At 70.6% G+C, this 21671-nt stretch carries 17 protein-coding genes and 3 pseudogenes; 14 read left to right on the top strand and 6 right to left on the bottom strand.

Going from position 1 to position 21671, the window contains the following annotated elements:
• Nucleotides 1-96: 96 nt before the first annotated feature.
• Nucleotides 97-810, bottom strand: coding sequence for a zinc ABC transporter ATP-binding protein AztA (gene aztA / locus LNK82_RS00525; protein WP_230564870.1), 714 nt, complete (start codon nucleotides 808-810; stop codon nucleotides 97-99).
• 53 nt (nucleotides 811-863) lie between these two features.
• On the opposite strand from aztA, the pseudogene aztB reads away from it, so the two are divergent.
• From aztB to LNK82_RS46450, 4 genes and pseudogenes are all read left to right on the top strand, one after another.
• Nucleotides 864-1682, top strand: a pseudogene (gene aztB / locus LNK82_RS00520) (zinc ABC transporter permease AztB); the annotation flags it as partial.
• Between the two features lie 1172 nt (nucleotides 1683-2854).
• Entirely contained in the window at nucleotides 2855-3763 is a 909-nt protein-coding gene (aztC, locus tag LNK82_RS00515; protein ID WP_372470379.1) for a zinc ABC transporter substrate-binding protein AztC, read from the top strand.
• A 34-nt stretch (nucleotides 3764-3797) separates the two neighbouring features.
• Nucleotides 3798-4958 carry a zinc metallochaperone AztD gene (gene aztD, locus LNK82_RS00510; protein ID WP_230564869.1) on the top strand — a complete coding sequence of 387 codons (1161 nt, stop codon included), beginning with the start codon at nucleotides 3798-3800 and terminating at the stop codon, nucleotides 4956-4958.
• Between the two features lie 212 nt (nucleotides 4959-5170).
• The gene (locus LNK82_RS46450; protein WP_268995570.1) at nucleotides 5171-5296 is read left to right on the top strand and encodes a hypothetical protein; all 126 of its coding nucleotides are present in this window, start codon (nucleotides 5171-5173) and stop codon (nucleotides 5294-5296) included.
• Between the two features lie 146 nt (nucleotides 5297-5442).
• Here the strand turns inward: LNK82_RS46450 and LNK82_RS00505 are convergent, their stop codons facing one another.
• A complete protein-coding gene (locus LNK82_RS00505; RefSeq protein WP_230564868.1) occupies nucleotides 5443-6819 on the bottom strand; it encodes a serine hydrolase domain-containing protein in 1377 nt (458 codons plus the stop codon).
• A gap of 117 nt (nucleotides 6820-6936) precedes the next feature.
• Here LNK82_RS00505 and LNK82_RS00500 point away from each other — a divergent pair, with 117 nt between their 5' ends.
• Together LNK82_RS00500 and LNK82_RS00495 are read left to right on the top strand one after the other, a co-directional pair.
• On the top strand, nucleotides 6937-7656 hold the full coding sequence (locus tag LNK82_RS00500; RefSeq protein ID WP_230564867.1) for a TetR/AcrR family transcriptional regulator: 720 nt from the start codon (nucleotides 6937-6939) through the stop codon (nucleotides 7654-7656).
• Between the two features lie 317 nt (nucleotides 7657-7973).
• On the top strand, nucleotides 7974-8846 hold the full coding sequence (locus LNK82_RS00495) for a DUF8832 domain-containing protein (protein ID WP_230564866.1): 873 nt from the start codon (nucleotides 7974-7976) through the stop codon (nucleotides 8844-8846).
• A 40-nt stretch (nucleotides 8847-8886) separates the two neighbouring features.
• On the opposite strand, the gene LNK82_RS00490 is transcribed toward LNK82_RS00495, so the two are convergent.
• Nucleotides 8887-9549 (bottom strand): response regulator, encoded by a 663-nt coding sequence (locus tag LNK82_RS00490; protein ID WP_230564865.1) that lies wholly within the window; start codon nucleotides 9547-9549, stop codon nucleotides 8887-8889.
• A 50-nt stretch (nucleotides 9550-9599) separates the two neighbouring features.
• Nucleotides 9600-10952, bottom strand: coding sequence for a sensor histidine kinase (locus tag LNK82_RS00485; RefSeq protein WP_230564864.1), 1353 nt, complete (start codon nucleotides 10950-10952; stop codon nucleotides 9600-9602).
• Nucleotides 10953-11127: 175 nt separating this feature from the next.
• Here LNK82_RS00485 and LNK82_RS00480 point away from each other — a divergent pair, with 175 nt between their 5' ends.
• Nucleotides 11128-11823, top strand: a complete 696-nt coding sequence (locus tag LNK82_RS00480; protein ID WP_230564863.1) for a hypothetical protein — start codon at nucleotides 11128-11130, stop codon at nucleotides 11821-11823.
• 55 nt (nucleotides 11824-11878) lie between these two features.
• On the opposite strand, the pseudogene LNK82_RS48675 reads toward LNK82_RS00480, so the two are convergent.
• A pseudogene (locus tag LNK82_RS48675) lies at nucleotides 11879-12037 on the bottom strand (DUF8691 family protein); the annotation flags it as partial.
• A 201-nt stretch (nucleotides 12038-12238) separates the two neighbouring features.
• Nucleotides 12239-12808 (bottom strand): hypothetical protein, encoded by a 570-nt coding sequence (locus tag LNK82_RS00475; protein ID WP_230564862.1) that lies wholly within the window; start codon nucleotides 12806-12808, stop codon nucleotides 12239-12241.
• Between LNK82_RS00475 and LNK82_RS48175 the strand changes: the two are divergent.
• The 7 genes and pseudogenes from LNK82_RS48175 to ileS form a co-directional block, all read left to right on the top strand.
• Nucleotides 12743-13075 (top strand): annotated as a pseudogene (locus tag LNK82_RS48175) (CHAT domain-containing protein); the annotation flags it as partial. The gene LNK82_RS00475 and the pseudogene LNK82_RS48175 overlap by 66 nt on opposite strands.
• Before the next feature lie 100 nt (nucleotides 13076-13175).
• Nucleotides 13176-13421 carry a CHAT domain-containing protein gene (locus tag LNK82_RS00470; protein WP_230564861.1) on the top strand — a complete coding sequence of 82 codons (246 nt, stop codon included), beginning with the start codon at nucleotides 13176-13178 and terminating at the stop codon, nucleotides 13419-13421.
• Nucleotides 13422-13770: 349 nt separating this feature from the next.
• Entirely contained in the window at nucleotides 13771-14820 is a 1050-nt protein-coding gene (locus LNK82_RS00465; protein ID WP_230564860.1) for a hypothetical protein, read from the top strand.
• Between the two features lie 38 nt (nucleotides 14821-14858).
• Nucleotides 14859-16262, top strand: coding sequence for a hypothetical protein (locus LNK82_RS00460; RefSeq protein ID WP_230564859.1), 1404 nt, complete (start codon nucleotides 14859-14861; stop codon nucleotides 16260-16262).
• 346 nt (nucleotides 16263-16608) lie between these two features.
• Nucleotides 16609-17409 (top strand): aminoglycoside phosphotransferase family protein, encoded by an 801-nt coding sequence (locus LNK82_RS00455; RefSeq protein ID WP_230564858.1) that lies wholly within the window; start codon nucleotides 16609-16611, stop codon nucleotides 17407-17409.
• 295 nt (nucleotides 17410-17704) lie between these two features.
• On the top strand, nucleotides 17705-18073 hold the full coding sequence (locus LNK82_RS00450; protein WP_230564857.1) for a carboxypeptidase-like regulatory domain-containing protein: 369 nt from the start codon (nucleotides 17705-17707) through the stop codon (nucleotides 18071-18073).
• 347 nt (nucleotides 18074-18420) lie between these two features.
• A complete protein-coding gene (ileS, locus tag LNK82_RS00445; protein WP_230564856.1) occupies nucleotides 18421-21567 on the top strand; it encodes an isoleucine--tRNA ligase in 3147 nt (1048 codons plus the stop codon).
• Nucleotides 21568-21671: the final 104 nt, after the last annotated feature.

The following is a 21671-nucleotide window of genomic DNA, read 5'->3' as shown; positions in this document are numbered from 1 at the left end:
AACGAGCCCGACTGGCAGACCTCCGTCACGGTGAACCGTCCGCGGAGACCGCCAACGGCTTCTGGAAGCTCCAGGTGCGCATCCGTCCTGTCGGTCTCATGCCGGCATCTGCTCCACCCGGAGGTCTTGGATAACGGCGTGCGGGTCTCCATCGGCGACCAGCCGTCCGTTCCGGAGCACCAGGCAGTGGTCCGCCCGCGATGCCTCGTCCAAGTCGTGCGTGACGTGGATGGCCGTCACGCCGTTGGCCCGTGCGTCGGATATCGCGATGGAGATGTCGCGCCGGGCCCGCGCGTCGAGACCGGCGTCGGGTTCGTCGAGGAGCAGCAGGTCGGACTCCTGCGCGAACGCCTGCGCGAGGAGTGCGCGCTGGCGTTGCCCTCCGGACAGTGAGCTGAGCCGGCGCTGCGCGAGGTCGGCGATACCCATCCGGTCCAGGCAGGCGCCGACCAACTCCTTGTCCTTTCTGGTCAGCCGTTGCCACGGGCTGCGGTGCGCCCACCTGCCCATGGCGACGGTCTCCCACACGGTGATCGGCAGTCCGGTCGGGACGGCACTGTGCTGGACGACGAACGCCGGGCGCCGCGTCCCGATCTCCACGTCGCCCATCGCGGGGGTGATGACTCCGGCGAGGACGCCGAGCAGCGTGGACTTGCCGGAGCCGTTGGGGCCCACGACCGCCGTCACCTTGCCGCGCGGGAACTCCGCTGTCACCTCGTGCAGCACCGTGTGCCGGGCATAGCCGGCCGACAGCCCGCGAAGCCGTACGGCGGACTGGTCCGAAGTGGACTGCTCCGACGTGTGTGCCACGACACCCTCCACGTTCTTGTAATGATTCTCATTTTCAATATACGGTCCTCGGCGTGGACTGGTTGCTTGCCCCCTTCGAGGTTTCGTTCGTACAGCGGGCGTTGTGGGCCGGCGTGCTCGTCTCGTGCCTGTGTGCGCTTGCCGGGACGTGGGTCGTGTTGCGCGGCATGGCGTTCCTCGGTGACGCGATGTCGCACGGGATGCTGCCCGGCGTTGCGATCGCGTCGTTGTTGGGCGGCAACCTGTTCGTCGGTGCCGCGGCGAGCGCGGGCGCGATGGCGTTCGGTGTGACGGCACTCGGACGTACCCGGCGGTTCTCGCAGGACACCGGCATCGGGCTGCTGTTCGTGGGCATGCTCGCGCTGGGCGTGATCCTCGTGTCGCACTCCGAGTCGTTCGCGGTGGACCTGACCGCGTTCCTCTTCGGCGACGTGCTCGCCGTTCGCGCGCAGGACCTCGGTCACCTCGCCGTGGCCCTGGCTGTCGCCGCGCCGGTCGCGTTGTGGGGGCATCGCGCGTTCGTGGCGTCGACCTTCGACCCGCGCAAGGCGCAGACGCTGGGGATGCGCCCGCGGCTGGCGCACGCGGTGCTGCTCGGCCTGGTGACGCTGGCGATCGTGGCGTCGTTCCAGGTGGTCGGCACGTTGCTCGTGTTCGGTCTGCTCATCGCGCCACCCGCCGCCGCGACGTACTGGGCGAGCCGCATTCCGACGATCATGCTCGGCGCGGCGGTGCTGGGTGTGACCGCCACCGTCGCCGGCCTGCTCGTCTCGTGGCACGCGGGCACCGCCGCGGGGGCGACCATCGCGCTGGTCGCCGTCGCGTTGTTCTTCCTGGCGGCGTTGGGTGCCCAGGTGCGTGACCGGGTGCGTGTGTCCGGCGCGGGCGGGCAGCACGCGGTGCTGATCGCCGCGGTGGTCATGGTGCTGCCGCTGGCCGGTTGTGGCACGGAGCGCGTGCAAGAGGAGGTGCCGCACGGTTACGTCGAGGGTGCGGAGGAGACGGGGGAGGCGCAGTCCCGGCTGGTCGTTGCCGACGGGCGCACCGGGGCGGTGCGGGTCGTCGACCTGATCACGGAGGAAGTCACCGAGGTCGGCCGGGTGGACGGCGTCCGGGCGATCACCGGCGACGGCCGATTCGCGTACGTCACCGGTAGGGGATCGGTGCGCATCGTCGACAGCGGTGCCTGGATGGTCGATCACGGCGACCACGTGCACTACTACCGCGCTCAGGCCAGGGACGTCGGTTCGGTCGCGGGGAACGGGGTGGTGAACGCGGACAGCGACCCCACCGTCACGGCCGTGGCGTTCGACCGTGGCGACACGACCCTGCTGGACCGGCAGGGCCTCGACACCGGCGCGGTGACCGCGCGCGGCGAGCTCAAGAGCGGGGTCGCGGTGCCGTACGCCGAGCACCTGCTGGTCGCGGGATCCGATCGCGTGACGGTCAAGACCAGGGACGGCAAGGACGTGACGACGATCGAGCAGGCGTGCCAGAGCCCGCGCGGCCAGGCGGTGACCCGGCGGGGCGTCGTCTTCGGTTGCGCCGACGGGGCGCTCGTGGTGAGCGGGAAGGACGGCTCCTTCGCGGGCGAGGCGATCCCGTATCCCCGTGCGGTGCCCGAGGCCGAGCGCGCCGTCGAGTTCAGGCACCGGCCCGGCAGCACGACGCTCGCCGCCAACGCCGGGCACCCGGGCGTCTGGTCGCTGGACGTGCGGGCGAAGAAGTGGACGCTGGTCGAGACCGGACCTGTCACCGCCGTGAACGCGGTCGGCGAGGGGGGACCGCTGCTGACGCTGACCGCGGACGGCGTCCTGCACTCCTACGACACCAGGACCGGCAGGCAGATCGCACAACGCCAGGTTCTCGGCGAGCCCGTCCCCGACGGTGATGCGCCACCGGTGATCGAGGTCGACCCGAACCGCGCCTACGTCAACGACGCTCGCGCGCGGGCCGTCCACGAGATCGACTACAACGACGACCTGCGGGTCGCCAGGACCATCCGGCTGGAGATCGAGCCGGCGCACATGGTGGAGACCGGACGGTGAAGCGACTCCTCGCGGTGACCTGCGCCCTCCTGCTGGTGCTCGCCGGGTGCGGCAGCGCACACGGACGGCGCAACGGGATCGTGGTCACCACCAACATCCTCGGCGACATCACGCGGAACGTCGTCGGCGACGCGGCCCCGGTCACGGTGCTGATGAAACCGGACGCCGACCCCCACTCGTTCGCGATCTCCGCGCAGGAATCGGCCCGGTTGGAGAGCGCCGCGCTCGTCGTCTACAACGGACTCGGACTGGAGGAGGGCGTGCTCCGGCACGTCCACGCGGCCGAGCAGGCCGACGTGCCGACCTTGGCTGTCGGCGACCAGGTCGACCCGATCCGCTACACCGCCGATGACGTGGCCGGCCGGCCGGATCCGCACTTCTGGACGGACCCGAAGCGCGTGCGCAGAGCGGTCGAGGTGATCGGCGAGCGCGTCATCGAGCACGTCGACGGCATCGACGCCGACGCCGTCAGGGCCAACACCGCGCGCTACCTCGCCGAGATCGACGAGCTCGACAGTTGGACGGGTGAACGGTTCGCGGCCATCCCGGCGCAGCGCCGCAAGCTCGTCACCAACCACCACGTCTTCGGCTACCTGGCCCAGCGCTTCGACTTCCGGATCGTCGGTGCCGTGATCCCCAGCGGCACGACGCTCGCCTCGCCCAGCGCGTCCGACCTGGCCTCGCTCGCGGAAGCCGTCCGCACGGCAGGTGTCGGAGCGATCTTCGCCGACTCCTCGCAACCCGACCGCCTGGCCCGCGTGCTCGCCGAACAGGCCGGCGTGCACGTCGAGGTCATCCCCCTGTACTCGGAGTCGCTCACCGCGGCCGGCGGCGGAGCCGCGACCTACCTGGAGATGACGCGCGCCAACACCGAGGCCATCGTGCGCGGCCTCACCGATGACTGACCCGACACCGAGTGAAGAGAAGGTTGAGAAGCAGATGAAGAGCTGGTCGCGAACGTGGACGGCAGCCGTGGTGTCCACAGTGGCCTCGACGCTGGTCCTGGCCGGGTGCGGCGCGGGGCAGGCGCGGCAGCCCGCTTCGGGCGGCTCGGTGGCCGAACCGGTCGCCGTCACCTATGACGGCGGGATCTACGTGCTGGACGGCAAGACGCTGGAGGTCAAGGCCGACGTCAAGCTGGCGGGCTTCAACCGGCTCAACCCCGCGGGCGACGACAAGCACCTGGTGGTGTCGACGTCGAACGGGTTCCGGGTGCTCGACGCCGCCCGCGGCGAGCTGACCGACATCGAGTTCCCCGGCGCCGAGCCGGGCCACGTCGTCCGGCACGCCGGGCGCACCGTGCTGTTCACCGACGCGACCGGCGAGGTCCGGATCGTGGATCCAGCCACGCTGGACAGCTCGGAGCGCAAGGTCGAGACCTACAAAGCTCCCGAACCGCACCACGGCGTCGCGATCGAGCTGGCCAACGGCGAACTGATCTCCACCCTCGGCAACAAGGACAAGCGCGTCGGCATCCAGGTCCTCGACTCCAACCGCGAGGAGATCACCCGCAACGAGGACTGCCCCGGCGTCCACGGCGAGGCGACCGCGAAGGACGAGGTCGTTGTCATCGGCTGCCAGAACGGGGTGCTGATCTACCGCAACGGCGCGATCACCAAGGTGAAGAGCCCCACGGAGTACGGCCGGATCGGCAATCAGGCCGGCAGCGACCACTCACCGATCGTCCTCGGCGACTACAAGCAGGACGCCGACGCCGAGCTGGAACGCCCCACGCAGATCTCGCTGATCGACACCACCACCGGCACGCTCAAGCTCGTCGACCTCGGCGCCGGCTACACCTTCCGCTCGCTGGCCCGCGGTCCCCAGGGTGAAGCGCTGGTGCTCGGCACCGACGGCAAGATCCACGTGATCGACCCCGTCAAGGCCGAGGTCACCCGCACCATCCCGGTGACGGACACCTGGCAGGAACCCCTGGAGTGGCAGCAGCCGAGGCCCGCGATCTTCGTCAGGGGCGGCACCGTCTACGTGTCGGACCCGAACAAGCAGCAGCTGCACCGGATCGACCTCGCCGCCGGCACGATCACGGCGAGCGCGTCGCTGGCCCAGAAGCCGAACGAACTCAGCGGCGTCACCACCTGAGCACCACGACCGGGTAAGAGAGCCGGTTCTCGGTGCCCCGCGACGCGCTTCGTCGGCCGCGGTGGGCGAACCGGCGGCAGGGCGTGACCGTGTCGGCGCGCGTACCGCTGCCGCGCCGGCGGTCACGACCAGTCCGGCGGCCACCTCGTTCCCCGGATCCGGTCGAATCGTGGAGACGGCGCCGACGGGATGGACGAGAAGTACCCGATCACGTGAAGGGTGGAGGCAACGCCGATGACGGCATCACCACGTTCATGCGGTCCAACCGCACGAAGCTCGTCAACGCGGGCAAGCGGTTCGTCGCGTGGTTCGACCTCCTCATCGACACCCCGCTCTGACCGGTCACGTCCGGAGCTGCACGTGAGCACTGCTGGTCCGACCGGACTCGTTCTCCTCGCTCAGCGGCGAAGACAGACGATCAGCGAGGGACAGACCTCGCCGACGCCCGGCGTCTGGTCCTGGAGGTGAGCCGAGGTCGACCCGGTCAGCCGGTCTTCGGTGTCGCGCGCATGCCGACGTAGACGCAGCCGGTGCCGTCGGTGAGGGTCGAGAACACGACCGGCATCCAGTCGTCGCTGAAGGCGCCGTCGGCGCGGCCGGCGAACACCGCCTCCGACACCGGGACCAGGTCCGACTCGATCGGCGGGGCGAGACCCGCCATGCCGTCGACGAACGCGTAGCGCAGGCGCGGAAGGCCGTCGTGCTCCCAGACGGTGATCTCGACGCCTTCCCGCCGGTAGGTGCCCGCGCGGTCGCCGAGTCCGATCGCCACCGGCCGCGCGGGCGGGCCGAACGGCTCGGGCAGCCGGATGCCGGCCAGTTCCCCGAGCAGGTCGCGCAGGAGGTCGGAGCAGAACCGCCGGGCGCCGCCGCCGTTGGTCAGCAGCACGACGGCCACCCCGGCTTCCGGGGCTACCCGCAGGAAGCCGTACTGGCCGATCGTCGCGCCGTCGTGACCGAAGCCGTGGGTGCCGTCCCAGTCGTAGAGCGTCCAGCCGAGGCCCCAGCCGTCGGAGTCGACGGTCCACTTGTCGGGGCAGTCGACCTCGCGGCGCCGCATCGCCGCCGCGGTCTCCTCGCGCAGCACCCTGGTGCCGTCCGCCGCGATCCCGCCGTCGAGGTGCATCCGGGCGAGGCGGAGGACGTCGCCCGCGGTCGCGCACAGGACCCCGCCGTACGGCCCGGCCGAGCGCGGCAGCGGGTTCCAGACCGGCGCCGGCTCGGGATCTGCGCCGGCCTCCCCGAGGTGGCCCATCGCCGCGCGGAAGCGGAGCACGTCCTCGGGCAGCGTCACGGTGTGCGTGAGGCCGAGGGGTGCGCAGAGCCGGTCGGCCAGGGCCGCGTCCCAGGTCTGGCCGGTGAGCACCTCGACGATCCGGCCGAGCACGTTGTAGCCGACGCTGCTGTAGGAGATCGCCGTCCCGGGTGGACAGTCGAGGGGCACGTCGCGGGCGGCGTCGACGTAGGCGGCGAGGCAGTCGTCGCCGCGTCCGGTGTCGTGGGTGAAGTCGCAGGTCAGGCCGCTCGTGTGGGACAGCAGTTGCCGGGCGGTGATCGTCTTCGAGGCCTCCGGGTCGGCCACCTCGAAGTCGGGCAGCACGTCGCGGACCGGCGCGTCGAGGTCGAGTGCGCCCTCCTCGGCGAGCTGCATCACCAGCGTCGCGGTGTGGATCTTGGTGATCGAGCCGACCTGGAACACCGAGTCGGTCGTCACCGCCACACCGGTGCCGCGGTGCAGGACGCCGGTGGCGAGTTCGTGCAGCTCACCGTCGACGAGCACGGCGAGGGCGGCGCCCGGGACGCGGTGCGCGGCGCGCAGTTCATCGAACCGACGCTGCCAGTGGGCGTGGTCGAAAGCCATCAGGGTTCGCCTCCTGCGTACGGTGTTCCGGATATGCGAACACTGTACGCAGACGTGTTCTTTGTACGCAACACGCGCACATCGTGCGTTAGGGTTCGGGTCACGAGAGGAGGCCCGATGCCGGCCGAGGAGCAGCGCGTGGCGTCGGTGTGGACGCGTCCGCAACGACGACGGGACCAGCCCGCGCTGAGCCGCGCGCAGATCGTGGCCGAGGCCCTCGACCTGCTGGACACCGATGGCCTCGAAGCCTTGAGCATGCGCAAGCTCGGCGCGCGCCTCGACGCCGGCGCGACATCGCTGTACCGGCACGTGGCCAACAAGGACGAGTTGCTCGAACTCGTCGTCGACGAGGTCTACGGCCAGATCGAGGTTCCCGACGCCCCGGGTGACGACTGGCGGACCGCGGTGACGACCTGCGCCGAGAGCGCGCGGACGGTGCTGGTGCGGCACCCGTGGATCGCGTCGGTGCTGGGTCAGGCCGGGCTGGCGTACCTGGGGCCGAACGTGATGCGCCTCAACGAGCGGATGCTGGCCCTGTTCGAAGCGGCCGGCTTCGCGCTGCCCGAGGCGGACCGGGCGCTGAGCACCGTGATGGCGTACGTGATCGGCACGGCGACCACGGAGGCGGCGTGGCTGACCGCGCTGGCCCGGAGCGGGCGCGGCGAGCAGGAGTGGGTGCGACAGCTCCGCCCGGCGTTGGTCGAGGCGACGAAGCCCTACCCGCGCCTGCACGCCCTGGCGACGGCGGCGGAGGTGCCGGCGGAGGAGTCGCGCGGCGACGCGTTCCGCTACGGGCTCGAACGCGTGCTGGACGGCCTGGCCGGCCGCCGAGGCTGACCCTCGGCCGGCAGGTGCGGCTGCACCTCGGGGCCAGGACCGGTGAGCGCCCACCGATGTCCGGTCCCCACCACGGGCGCCCGATCCGACCCCTCTTCGCCACTCGGAGGCGGCAGGGGTTCTTCTCGTCGAGCCGGACAGGTCGGTGGCGTGGCGCGTCGGCGGGAGTGGCAGGTGAGGTCGGCCGTGTTTGGCGGGAACTCGCCAATCCTGGTCCCTTACCGGCCTGTAGTTTCGGACGACTCTGCTGTACGGGTTTGCCGGCCTTCCCGCTGTCGCGACCGCAGGGGCGTTCTGCCGATTCGAGAGGACCGACCGTGCGCAAGCTTCGCGTTGCCGACCTTGTCATCGCGGGACTGGCCGCGGTGATCCTCGTGGTGGCGGCGCTGGTCGTGTTCCGGGGAGACGCCGCGCCGGCGCACCGGAACCACGTGGCGGCCCCCGTGACGAGCGTGGCGTCGGGTGCGGGGCGGTCCGACTCGTTCGAGGGGTACCGGCTCGAGCCGGTCGAGGTGCCCGATCGGCGCGGTGAGGACGTGCCGCTCGCGTTCCGGATCATCGGCCCGGACCAGCGGCCTGCCACCGGGTTCCAGCTCAACATGACCAAGCAGCTGCACTTCTTCGTCGTTCGGGACGACCTCAGCGTGTACCGGCACGTGCACCCCGAGCCCGACGGCGACATCTGGCGCACGACGGTCTCACTACCCGGCGACGGTCACTTCCGGATGTACGCCGAGTTCATCCCTCCCAGCACGGCCCGGCACCCCGAGCCGGTCGTGCTCGGCGCGCCGTTCCAGATTCCCGGTGACACGACGAAAGCGGCGCTGCCCTCGCCGAGCACGGAGACCACCACCGAGTTCGGCTACCGGGTCGCGGTGCAGGGCGGTCTCACCCTCCCGCTGAGGGGCCCGGCGAAGATACGGCTGGCCATCAGCGAGCCGGGGGGTGCCCGGGTGGAGTCGCTGGAACCTCATCTCGGCGCCTACGGGCACGTCACCGCGTTCCACACCGAGCAGCTGTCCACCACCCACCTGCACCCGGTGGAGATGGTGGGCATCCCGGTCCTGCAAGGAACCCTGACATTCGACGTGTGGTTCGGCGACCCCGGCGACCACCGCCTGTTCCTGGAGTTCCGGCACAACGGGCAACTGCACACCGCCGAACTCACGTTCCCCGTCACGGACGTCTGATGCGAAGCGGCTCGTGCGTGGGGTCGGAAGGCTTCCGGTGTCAGTCGGTGAGGCCGGCGTCGTGGGCGAGCAGGGCGACCTGGGTACGGTTGTTGAGATCGAGTTTGGTGAGTATGCGGGAAATGTGGGCTTTCACGGTGGCCACGCTCATGAACAGCTCGCCCGCGATCTCGGCGTTGGACTTGCCCCGCCCGACGGCGATGGCGACCTCGCGTTCGCGTTCGCTGAGCTGATCCAGCGCGGTGGTGGCGTGCCGTTGCCGGGCGGCGGCGCCGGTGTCGCTGAGGTGGGCGATGAGCTGTCGGGTCACGGTCGGCGACAGGATGGGTTCGCCGGCTGCGACCCGCGATATCGCGCGCAGGATCTCGGCAGGTGGGGTGTGTTTGAGCAGGAAGCCGCTGGCCCCGGCGCGCAGCGCGCGCAGGACGTGCTCGTCGGCGTCGAAGGTGGTCAGGACGATGACCTCGGGTGGGTCGGGTCGGGCACGCAGCTGTTCGGTGGCGGCGAGGCCGTCGAGGGTGGGCATGCGGATGTCCATCAGCACCACGTCCGGGGCGCAGGCGTTGACGGCAGTGGCTACTTCGCTTCCGTCGCCGGCCTCGCCCACCACGATCAGGTCGGGTGAGCCGCCGATGATCATCGCCAGGCCGGCCCGCACGAGCGGGTCGTCGTCGACGACGAGGACCCGCACCGCTGCGTTCACGTTGGCTCCTTCTCTCTGCCAGCCGGGCCACGGACCGACCCCGGCCGCGATCAGAGGGTAGGCCACGGCAGCCAGGCCCAGAGCCGGAACTCACCGCCCGGGGTGGGTCCGTGTTCGAGGCGTCCGCCGGCGAGGGCGGCCCGTTCGGTGAGCCCGATGAGGCCGATGCCGGCGCCGGGAATCCCGGTACCACCGCCGGTGCCCATCGGGCACGGGTTGCGGATCTCGACGGTCACGCCGTCGCCCGGGGTTGCCCGGACGGTGACGGCCACCTCGCCGTCGGGGGCGTGCTTGCGGGCGTTGGTCAGCCCTTCCTGCACGATCCGGTACGCGCTGCGCCCCACACCAGCCGGTACGGCGGAAAGCGCGTCGGTCTGCCAGTCGAGCCGTACCCGCATCCCGGCGCGCCGCGATTGGTCGACGAGGTCAGGGAGGTCGGCCAGAGTGGGCTGCGGCCGTTCTGGCGTCTCGTCGGACCGGTCGACACCGGTGCGGAGGACGCCGATCACCTCCCGAAGGTCCTCCAGCGCCTGGTAGGCGCTGTCGCGGACCACCCCGGCGGCACGGGCGACCTCCTCGGGCGCGGCGTCGGGGCGCAGCTCCAACGCCCCGGCGTGCAGGCTCAGCAGGGTCAGCCGGTGGGCGAGCACGTCGTGCATCTCCCGGGCGATCCGGTTGCGTTCGCCCTGGCGGGCTTCGGCGACGCGCAGTTCCTGTTCGGCCTCGACCCGCCCAGCCCGCTCTCGCAGCGACTGGCGTCGGGCCCGTACGAACATGCCCCACGCAAGCGCCGCGACGCCGAAGACGACGCCCAGCACGATCTCCGACGGGGACCCGACCGGGACGTCGGGCCGAACCAGCAGCGTCAGGAACGGTACGAGCGCGCACCCGGCCGCGATCGGGGCGACCACCGCGAAGCGCCGGTGCACCGCGACGGTGAACAGCGCGATGAGCGCCGCGCCCCCGGCGGACGTCGCGTAGACGCCGACCAGACCCACGGCCACGGCCAGGCCGACCGGCCAGCGCCGGCGCAGCCACACCCCCAGACTGCACAGGCCGCCGAGGACGAGGTCGACGGTGAGCGGGCCCGGCGCGATGTGCTGCGCGCGGTCGTCGGCCAGGGTCAGCACCACCACGCCAACGGCCAGCAGGAAACACGCCGCGTCGACCACCCGGCCGCGGACCGTGCGCTCGGCCGGGCGTACCGGATCGTGGTCAGCATCGCTGATCAAGCCCACCGCTAGCGGGCTCCGATCCTGCGGGTCCGCCGGGACCACCATGATCACTAGGGTACGGCCGGGTCGGGCCCCACGGCATCCGACCAAAGTCGAACCCGAGGTGTAGACCTTCGGCCCGCCGCCATCGACTTCGGCTCGTCGCGGCGCATGCGGCCGCTCCAGCAACCTTGTTCCGCACAACCGGAACGGACGGCCCAACCAAACCTCCGAAACGGCATTCCGGCCATTCCTGCGCCGACGAATGGCGCGGAAACGAAGTGAGAAACGATGAGCGACATCCGAACGAACACCCCGAACCTGCTCGACAACCCGCCATCCGACTGAAACGAAGGAGTAAGAGATGAGATCACCGCAGAACACCGCCACCACGCCGGCCCGCAGTCGGTTCGTTCGAGGCCGGCTCGTCGGCGCCGCGGCGATCGCGTTCGTGGTGTCGGTGGTGGTGGAGAACGCGGTGTTGGCGGTAACGGGCGCGCCGACCTTCGACGCTCCGATCGAGGAAGTGCTGGCCTACTACGCGGCCAACCGCGACTCGGTCGCGATCGCGTCCGGTCTGGTGGCCCTGTACCTGCCGCTGCTGCTCGTGTTCGTGACGGGCCTGCACGGCCTCGTGGAGCGGCGCGGCGGAGCGGGCGCCGACTGGTCGCGCCTCGCCTTGGCCGCCGGCGCGACGCTGTCCGCCATCTTCGTGCTCGTCAACGTCCTGCAGATCGGGCTCGCGCTTTCCGCCGGCGGGCTCGCCGGGCCGACGCCCGAGTTCGCGCTCGTCTGGCAGGTTCACGCGGCGGCGTTCGCGCTGGCGCTGCCGACGCTCGGCACCACCTTCATCGGCGCGGCCCTCGCCGCGCACGCGAGCGGGCTGACTCCGGCTTGGCAGCGCCTGCTGGGTCTGGTTGGCGGGAGCCTGCTGCTCGCCGCGGGGCTCGGCAACCTCGCGATCGCCGACGGCTCGCCGCTGCTCTTCGTCGGGCTCCTGGGGTTCGCCGCCTGGCTCGTCTGGCTGCTCGCGACCGGCGTGCGCCTCGTCCGGTCGTGACCGAGATGAGGGCGGTGCCGAGGTCGCGCACGCGGGCGAGGACTCCGTGGAGGGCCGCCTGGTCGAGTCCTGGGCCGCGTAGCGTGGTGGTGCCGTCGTTCTCGTCGTGCGTGGTCAGGCCGGAATCCCAGTCGTACCAATGGTTGTCGAGGTGTCCCTCCAGCGGGAGCTCGTAGCCTGGGACCCCATCGCCCGGCGTGATCCGGCCGGTCATGGCAGTGACACCTGGACCGGCGCCGCGGGGGGTGCCACGGCGGGGCCGCTTGCGGATCTGCCGCTCGGCGACCGCGAGGTTGATCGCCCAGGCGGCACCCTCATCCCCAACAGCGGACGCGGCGGCCGCTGGCTCGGGCCCTCGGTCGGACCGTCACAGCGCGCGTCCTGTCCGGGTTCACCCGTCAGCAGCTGAAGCCTTTCAGCCGACCGAGCAGCGTGGTGCCGCCGACGAGGTCCGCCCCTCGCCATCGCCCTCGCCGACGAGTTCGATCGCCTCTCCGCCCTGTTGAGCGCGGACACGGCGTCGAGCACCGGGTTCGACGCGGACCCGGCCTCGATGGCGGACCCCGCCGCCGCGCGCCGCGAGATCGCGGCCGGGTGGGAGCACGTGGTCGACCGGATCCGGCGAGAGGTGCCCGGCCTCGAGCGGTTCCGCGCGCCGCTGCGCTTCGACGACCTCGCGCCCGCCGCCCGGGGACCGGTGGTCGTGGTCAACGTGTCCCGCTTCGGGTGCGGCGCCCTCATCGTCCGGGAATCCGGTGTCCGGCTCGTCCCGCTGCCGGACCTGGACCACGCCGAGGTCGCCGGCCGGGTCGAGCGGTTCGTCCGGGCGGTGGAGGCCGCCGACGGCGGCACCGACTCGGTCATGCACTCCACGCTCGATTGGCTCCGGAGAACGACCGCCGGCCCGGTCGTCGACGCCCTGGGGCCCGATTGCGGACGCGTGTGGTGGATGCCGACAGGGGTGCTCGGCGCGCTGCCGCTGCACGCCGCGGCAAGCCTGGGATCGGGTCGCACCGACCTCGTGTCGTCGACGACCACGACGCTGCGCGCGCTGGTCGACGCGCATTCCCGGCCGCCAGTCGGCATCACCGACGCTCGTGCGGTGGTCGTGGCCATATCGGAGGCACCCAGTCGACCGCTCCCGCGTGCGACGGAGGAAGCAGCCGCGGTCGCCGGCTTGCTCGGAGGACCGGTGCGCGTCCTGGCCGACAGCCAGGCCACCCCGCGTGCGGTGTCTTCCGCGCTCGCCGATGCCAGCGTGGTGCACTTCTGCTGTCACGCACTGGCCGACCTCGCCGACCCCGCGTCCGGCGCTGTGGAGCGCGTTCGTGCACATCAGCCGGTGAACGGACGTGGAGGACCACGTGGCCGGCGTGCTGCACGCGATCGGCTTCACCCACGTGATCGCGACCTTGTGGGAGGTCCCGGACGACTTCGCCCCCTACCTCACCGACCACGCGTACTCGGCGATGATGTCCGACGACGTGCTCCGCGCTGCCTCGGCCGCGGCGGCGCTCCACCACGCCGTGCGAGCCGGACGCGCCGCCCGTCCGGACACCCCGACGACGTGGGCGGCATACGTCCACAGCGGTCCGTGACCACCAGGTCGTTCACCAGCCGATACACCGGGCACACATGCCGACTGCCGACCGCCGGCCCCGCGCCCCGCGGAGCGACGCGTTCGGCACCCGACCACCCTCTTCTTGGCCGGATCGGGGTCGATGGGCGCGGAGGCGGTGCGAGTGCGGGTCGCCCGTCGTGGTGGATTCGAACTGGTTCGAATGCTTTACGGCGCGAGGTCCACGTGGGGTTGAGTGGGTGTTGCCGGACAACGGCGGCAACGCTCACCGCCCGGTCCGAGGCGGTCACCTCCGCACTACGGCGATCCGCCGGTTGGGCGCCCGTCACCCGAACCCGACCGGGCACCACCACGAGGAGGTAGAGGTAATGCTGTCCAAACGCGGGTTGGTCCTGCGGATGTTCCTGGCGATCATGATCGTGTCAGGCGCGCCGGCGTCGACCGTCGCGTCGGCATCATCCGGCCCGTCGAGATCGGCCACTCCCAAGCCTGTGGGGTTGGCGTCGGCCGAGTCGGACCGTGCTGTGCCGGCCGCGGTCGGCGATCGCATCCAGCGCTCCACCGCGCGGTCCCGGGACCTCACCGGTGACGGCTGGCCGGATGTCCTCGCTCGCCAGCCGGACGTGCACAGCGGTGCGTTGTGGGCCTACACCCATTCGGGAAGCGCTCAGGGAAACGTGTTCTCGGCCAAGACGCTGGTGGGCACGAACTGGAACACGATGAACTGGGTCGGAGTGGCCGAGCTCACCGGCGATACGCCTGAGTACGAGACCACCGCGGAACAGCCGGCCGACCTGCTCGCGCGCCGCAATGACGGCGCTTTGCTCGTCTACCCGCACAGCGGCACCTTCAACGGCACCAGGACGTGGTTGGATCCGGTCGTCGTCGGGACCAACTGGAACATCTACGAGAAGCTGATGGTCGGTGACGTCGACACCGACGGTTTCGACGACATACTGGGCGTCGACAACGCCGACGGTAGGGCGTACGTCTACCTGCACAGTGGAAGCTTCAACGGGAAGTCGACGTTCCGGCCCCGGCAGTACCTCTTCGACGGCCACGCCGATATCAACGAATGGGACTTCTTTGTCGAGTGGAGCCGGGAAGATCCCGACTTGGCCGGTTTCAACCTCCTGAAGGGCGACATGCTGGCCACGAGGCACACCCACAAGCTCAACGGTCCGGACACGTGGGATCACTCGAACCCGTGGACCTTCGCGGCCGGGCAGTTCGCCGCTGCGACGACACACCGCGTGTTCCTGATGGATGTGAACGGCGACGGCAGGAACGACGTCGTGAAATCGACACCGAGTGGCGCGTTGCTGTACTACCCGTTCCGAGGCTGGGGCGCGTCGCCGGCGCTGGGGACACCGGTGCAGATCGGAAACGGGTGGCTCATCATGGATCTGATCACCTGAGCTTGCAGACAACAACCGCGCGAAAGGCAGGTGATCACGTGAACACCATCGGCAAACTGGCGGCCGCGCTGCTCGTGACAACCCTGATCACGGCTCCTCCGGTGGCTGCGGGCAACCCGGCTGCCCCCGTCGAGGCGCAGGCGCTCGACGTCAATCGGGACTACCGGTACACCGGCTCGTCGGCCCAGGCGGCGGAAATCCACGCCAGGCGACTCGCCGCCGGGCCCAAGGGCGAGGATCTGCACAAGCTGGCAGAGGACGGCAAGTACGTGGTGGACACACCGGCCGACACGGTCGAGCTGATGTCCGACGCGACCGGTGCCGATGTCATCGACCCGATCACGTTCGACGAGTGTGATCAGAGGCACGACGGCGCCGACGAGCCCCACTGGTGGTTCAAGAACAAGTACAACATCTGCCGGGGAACCGACCTCGAAATCAGGTACAACAAGCTGGAGAACGGCCAGATAAAGCATGCCGGCAGCACGTTCTTCCGCCGGGTCTTCGTCGGTGTGGCGCAGAACGCCGAGAACAGGGTCAAATTCGGTCTGCGACTGATCCACTGGTACGACACCGGTGAAACGTTCAAGGACAGCCCGTTGTCGTTCAAGGTCGGCTGCCTCAACGCCGACCTCAACAGGCAGAGCAGCTGTGCCGTGTCCCCGCCGACGGCGGAGAAGACCGTGCGCCAGTGGGAACTGGACGGAGCGTCGGGTGCGGTGTGGTTCACCGCGACGTTGACCACCACCGGTGTCCCGGCCGACAAGTACGCCGCGGAGAAGCGCGGCTATTTCGCGTTCGACCTCGTCTCCACCCTCGTCGGTCCCATCGGTGTCCCCGACACGGGTTTCAGCCCCACCGAGCACATCCGCTGCGACGAAGCGACGTACGTGAGCGGCAGCAGGTGCGTGTTCACCCACGTCGCCTCCTCGCTGTCGCTCTTCGCCGACGATCCGCGTCACGGAGAATCGGCCCGGTTCATCAGGGACGCCCAGACCGACATCACCTCGACCAAGCCCGGCGTGGTCGGCAAGAAGGTTCCCGGTCGGATCAACGAGGAGCCCTTGCATCGGCTCTACAAGGACTACGACACCGACAAGGACATCGCCGGCTCGCATCGCAAGGTCCGCCGCACCTGCCAGTACTACTTCGGGGTCGACTACACGATCAACGACGCCGGAGAAGTGCTGCAGTGCGACGAATACCCGTTCGCCACGACCTACGAGAACTCCGCCAGGGTTGACGAGGGTCGCGTGTTGACTTATGCCGTCAGGCCGCTCAACGCCCTGCACAATGAAACGGCGGGTCAGATCTACGGTCGATGGCTGACCGACGACCACATCCTCGACTCGGACCCGTTCTACGTCATCATCCGACAGGCGGCGCCGGCCAGGTCGGCGAATGTCCGGTTCGATCAACGACAAGCGGCACGCGGTCGGTAGCGTCGGTTCCGTGTGAGCGCAAAGCCGGGATCCGGCGCGTGACAGCGGAGCCGGCGGCGGTCAAAACCGTTGGGCGTGCCGCGTGAACATCGTTACCGTGTCCGAGATCCGACGATTCGAGGGGGAAGACATGGCGTGCATGGTCCTCGGTGGAGTCCCGACCGTCCCGGCGCGGGAGCGCACCACGTCCTGACCGCTGCCACGGCGTCAACCGGCAGCAGCAGCCGCAGCGCACTCCTCGCCTCGTGGCGGTCCTCGCCGGCTCCCGGGTCACCACCCGAGCCGGCCGATCGGCACCGCACCGCGGTGCCGTGAACCAGGTCCCGCACTCCACGAGGAGAAATCCGTGCACCCCGAACCATCCGCACAACCTCTGACAGCGGCCGAAGGCGGACCCAGCAAGGCCACCCTCGTCGGCCGGACCGTCAGGCGACCCGCGCAGCGCTGGACGACGACCGTCCACGCGCTGCTGCGCCACTTGGAGGACGTCGGCTTCACCGGCGCCCCCCGCGTGGTCGGCGACGGCCTCGACGCCGAGGGCAACGAAGTCCTGACCTACCTCGAAGGCACGATCGTGCATCCGCACGCGTGGACCGACGAGGGGGTCTGGCGGGCCGGTGCGCTGCTCCGCGAGCTGCACACCGCCACCGCCGGGTTCCGGCCGCCCGTGGACGCGGTGTGGCAGCCGTGGTGGCTGCACGGCACCGGCCCGGAGACGGTGATCGGGCACTGCGACGCCGGGCCCTGGCACATCGTGGCCCGCGACGGCCTCCCCGTCGGACTCGTCGACTGGACCCTCGCCGGGCCGGTCGACCGCCTCGACGAGGTCGCCGGCGCGGCGTGGTGGAACGCCCAGCTGCACGACGACGACGTCGCCGAGCGGAACGGCCTGCCCGACGCGGTCCACCGCGCCCGGCAGCTGGGGCTGTTCCTGGACGGCTACGCCCTGCCGTCGGGACAACGGGGCGGCCTGGTCGACCGGATGATCCACTTCGCCATCCGGGACTGCGCCGCGGAGGCCACGTACGCGGGTATCACGCCGGAGTCGAGTGATCCGGGACCGCTGTGGGCGTTGTCCTGGCGGGCCCGGGCGGCCGGGTGGATGATCAGCCACCGGAGCCTGCTGGAAGGGGCCGTCCGGCGTTAGCCGGGTCCGTTCCGGTCGGGTGGACATCGAGCGGAGTCGGGGCCGTCGGATTTCGGCGGCGCCGGCTCGGCTTCGCGACCACCCATCAGCATCCTGAGCGTGTCGGCCGAGAACGTGAAGCCCGGCGACAAGGTTCAAGTCCGGTTCCGCGTCACGAGCGGCGGGAGCGGGGCGGACACCGCCATCGTGGTGGTCGGTGGCGGCCTGCCGTGCACCGCCGGCTGTCGGGCGGAGCCGAACCTCAAACCTGGCCAGGGCCAGGACGTCGCGGCCACCGTCGTCGCGCCCGAGGTGAGTGCGGGCGAGACCCTCGGTTGTCAACATCTCGGTCGCCGTGCGGCTCGGCGGGCAGAACAGCTACGACTACAGGATGATCTCCATCCACGGCGCGGGCGCGACGCGACCCGATGCGGACAAGCCGTCGTCCGAGGTGGACGGCGTGTCCGGCCGGGTCCGCGACGCCGGCGGCAAGGCGATCGGCGGCGTGGCCCTGACCGTCGTGGACAGCGTCGGGCACGAGTACCGCACGACGAGCGACCCGAGCGGCCGGTTCTCGATCAAGTCGGGCGCCGGCAAGCCCGATCGCCGCGGGTCGGATCACGGTCGACGCGGCCCTGGACGGCTACCGCACCACCCGCGCGACCGTGCAGGGCTCCGCCGGTGACACCGCGAGCGTGGAGCTGACCTTGGCCGCCGTGGACGCGTCGACCGAGACTCCGCCGTCGTCCACTGCGAGGACGGCGGTGGACGAGAGTCCCGTGCCGGAGATCAGCGCAGCCGCAGCGCCAGCCCCCGCCCTGGGCGCACTGGTCCTGATCGTGAAGCGCCGCCGGAACGCACCGGACGGGCCGTCGGTGCCGGCCGGACGGGCCGGGCCTCTGGCAACTTCTCGGGAATGTGCCCGTCGGGTCGTGCCTATTCGCCGGCGAACAGCATTTCGCGACCGTCCGACCGGGAGAGTCGCTATCCTCGGCGGGTTGTACCGACCGTTCCTCGTCCCGGAGGAGTGCCGTGTCCGACCGATCCCCCTACACGCCCCTGCCTTCGCGGGTCGACCTGCCCGCGGTCGATCACGAAGTGCTGGAGCTGTGGCGTGAGCGGGACATCTTCGCGCGCAGCGTGGAGCAGAGGGCGTCCAGCCCGGAGTGGGTTTTCTACGAAGGGCCACCCACCGCGAACGGCAGGCCGGGTGCGCACCACGTCGAGGCCCGGGTCTTCAAGGACCTCTTCCCCCGATTCCGGACGATGAAGGGCTACCACGTCCCCCGTCGCGCCGGATGGGACTGCCACGGGCTGCCCGTCGAGATCGCGGTCGAGAAGGAGCTCGGGCTCTCGGGCAAGCAGGACATCGAGAGGATCGGCGTCGAGGAGTTCAACGCCAGGTGCCGCGAGTCCGTGCAGCGCCACGTCGGCGACTTCGAGGCGATGACCGAGCGCGTCGGCTACTGGGTCGACCTGACGCACGCGTACCGCACGATGTCGCCCGAGTACATCGACAGCGTCTGGTGGGCGCTCAAGCAGATCAGCGACAAGGGCTTGCTGGTGCAGGACCACCGGGTCGCGCCCTACTGCCCGCGCTGCGGCACCGGGCTCTCCGACCACGAGGTCGCGCAGGGCTACGAACCCGTGGTCGACCCGTCGGTGTTCGTCCGGCTGCCGGTCGACGGCGAGCTGCACGGCATCCCGCACGTCGACCTGCTCATCTGGACCACGACGCCGTGGACGCTGGTGTCCAACACCGCGGTCGCCGTGCACCCCGCGGTCGAGTACCAGGTCGTGCGCACCGACAAGGGCACGTTCGTCGTGGCCGAGCCGCTCGTGGCGCAGGTGCTCGGCGACAACGTCGAGGTCCTCGCGAGCATCAAGGGCGAGGGACTGGCCGGTGTGCGCTACCGGCGGCCGTTCGACCTCGTCGACATCCCCGACGCGCACATCGTCATCACCGCCGACTACGTCACCACCGAGGACGGCACCGGTCTGGTCCACCAGGCGCCCGCGTTCGGCGCGGACGACCTCGCGGCCTGCCGCCGTGCCGGGCTGCCGGTGGTCAACCCGATCGCCGCCGATGGCAGGTTCCTGCCGGAGGTCGGCCTCGTCGGCGGCCAGTTCTTCAAGGAAGCGGACGCACCCCTCATCGAAGACCTGAAGACGCGAGGGCTGCTGTTCAAGTCGCTGGCGTTCGAGCACCAGTACCCGCACTGCTGGCGCTGCCACACGCCGCTGATGTACTACGCGCAGCTCTCCTGGTACATCCGCACCACGGCACGACAGGCGGAGCTGGCGCGCGAGAACGAGCGCACGAACTGGTACCCCGGTCACCTCAAGCACGGGCGGTTCGGCGACTGGCTGTCGAACAACATCGACTGGGCCCTGTCGCGCAACCGCTACTGGGGCACCCCGCTGCCGGTCTGGCAGTGCGCCTCGGGCCACCAGGTGTGCGTCGGCTCCCGCGCGGAGCTCGGCGAACTCACCGGCGCCGACCTGTCGCGGCTGGAACCGCACCGCCCGTTCGTCGACGACATCACCTTCGACTGCCCGACCTGCGGTCAGCGGGCCGCGCGCGTCCCGGAGGTGGTCGACGCGTGGTTCGACTCGGGCGCGATGCCGTTCGCCGGTATCGGCTACCCGTACGTCGAGGGGAGCGTCGAGCTGTTCGAGAAGAGCTACCCGGCGCAGTTCATCTGCGAGGCCATCGACCAGACCCGCGGTTGGTTCTACACGCTGATGGCCGTCGGCACGCTGATATTCGACCGCTCGCCCTACGAGAACGTGGTCTGCCTCGGGCACATCATGGCCGAGGACGGGCGCAAGATGAGCAAGCACCTGGGCAACATCGTCGAGCCCATCCCGCTGATGGACAAGCACGGTGCGGACGCGCTGCGCTGGTTCATGCTCTGCTCCGGCTCGCCGTGGTCGCCGCGCCGCGTCGGCGACGGCCCGCTGGAGGAGATCGCCCGCAAGGTCCTGCTGACCTACTGGAACACCGCGTCGTTCTTCACCCTGTACGCGAGCACCAGCTCGTGGACGCCGCGGTCGCCCCAGTCGCCCATCGCCGGACGGGTCGTCGCCGACCGGTGGGTGCTCGCCGAGTTGGCACAGGTCGTGTCGTCGGTCGGCGCCATGCTGGAGGAGTTCGACTCCGCCGGCGCCGGCCGAGTGCTCGCGCAGTTCGTCGACGACCTGTCGAACTGGTACGTGAGGCGCTCTCGCCGGCGGTTCTGGCACGGCGACCCGGACGCGCTCGCGACGCTGCGCGAGTGCCTGCACGTGCTGACCAGGCTGATGGCGCCGTTCGTCCCGTTCATCGCCGAACACGTGTGGCAGCACGTGATCCGGCCCGGCGAGCCGGCGGCGGAGGACTCGGTGCACCTGGCGTCCTGGCCGGAACCCGACCCGGCGGGTGCCGACGACGCGCTGCGCTCGGCGATGGTCCTCACGCGCCAGGTGGTGGAAGTGGGCCGCGCGGTGCGCAAGGCCACCAAGATCCGCAACCGGCAGCCCTTGAGCCGGGCGTTGGTCGGCGTGCCCGGTGACGGGCTGCCCGCCGAGCTGGTCGCCGAGATCGCCGACGAGCTCAACGTGCACGAGGTCGTGCCGCTGGACCGGGCCGGCGAGATCGTGGACATCACGGTCAAGCCGGACTTCCGGGCGCTGGGCAAGCGGTTCGGCTCGCGGACGCAGGTGGTGGCGAAGGCGATCCAGGGCGCCGACCACGCCGCGCTGGCCGGTGCCCTGAAGGAGAGCGGCGAGAGCCTCGTCGTGGTGGAGGGTGCAGAGGTCACGATCACCCCGGACGACGTGCTGCTCAGCGAAGTGCCGCGGCAGGGTTGGGAGGTCGGCGGCAACCAGGAGGTGACGGTCGCCCTCGACACCACGATCACGCTGGAACTACGACGGGCCGGCGTGGCACGCGAAGTCATCCGCCTCGTCCAAGCCGCGCGCAAGCAGGCGGGTTTCGAGGTGACCGACCGCGTGAAGCTGGGCTGGGTGGCGACCGGCGAGGTCGCGGAAGCGGTGCGCGAGCACAGCCGCGACATCGCGGAGACCGTGCTGGCGCTGGAGATCAACGAACGCTCCGAGGCCGACGCCGCGGCATCGGACACCGGCGAACTCGGCGATGTCGAAGTGGGCATCAAGTTCTGGCTGACGAAGGCGTGAGGTGCTCGGGCGTTCCGTCCACAGCGGATACCGCGGTCGGCCCGAGCACGAAGACCGCCCACGCCGGCCTCTCGCCCCCTGGTAGGTCTACGTGGCTGGTGGCG

Origin of the sequence: Saccharothrix luteola, from assembly GCF_020859565.1 — a bacterium.
Classification (GTDB): domain Bacteria; phylum Actinomycetota; class Actinomycetes; order Mycobacteriales; family Pseudonocardiaceae; genus Actinosynnema; species Actinosynnema luteola.
This window is presented reverse-complemented; position numbering and strand designations above follow the sequence as displayed.

Coding starts and splice junctions, on each gene's coding strand:
- aztD (WP_230564869.1), top strand. CDS start 3,798: ATGAAGAGCTGGTCGCGAACGTGGACGGCAGCCGTGGTGTCCACAGTG.
- LNK82_RS00505 (WP_230564868.1), bottom strand. CDS start 6,819: ATGGCTTTCGACCACGCCCACTGGCAGCGTCGGTTCGATGAACTGCGC.
- LNK82_RS00500 (WP_230564867.1), top strand. CDS start 6,937: ATGCCGGCCGAGGAGCAGCGCGTGGCGTCGGTGTGGACGCGTCCGCAA.
- LNK82_RS00480 (WP_230564863.1), top strand. CDS start 11,128: ATGAGATCACCGCAGAACACCGCCACCACGCCGGCCCGCAGTCGGTTC.
- LNK82_RS00465 (WP_230564860.1), top strand. CDS start 13,771: ATGCTGTCCAAACGCGGGTTGGTCCTGCGGATGTTCCTGGCGATCATG.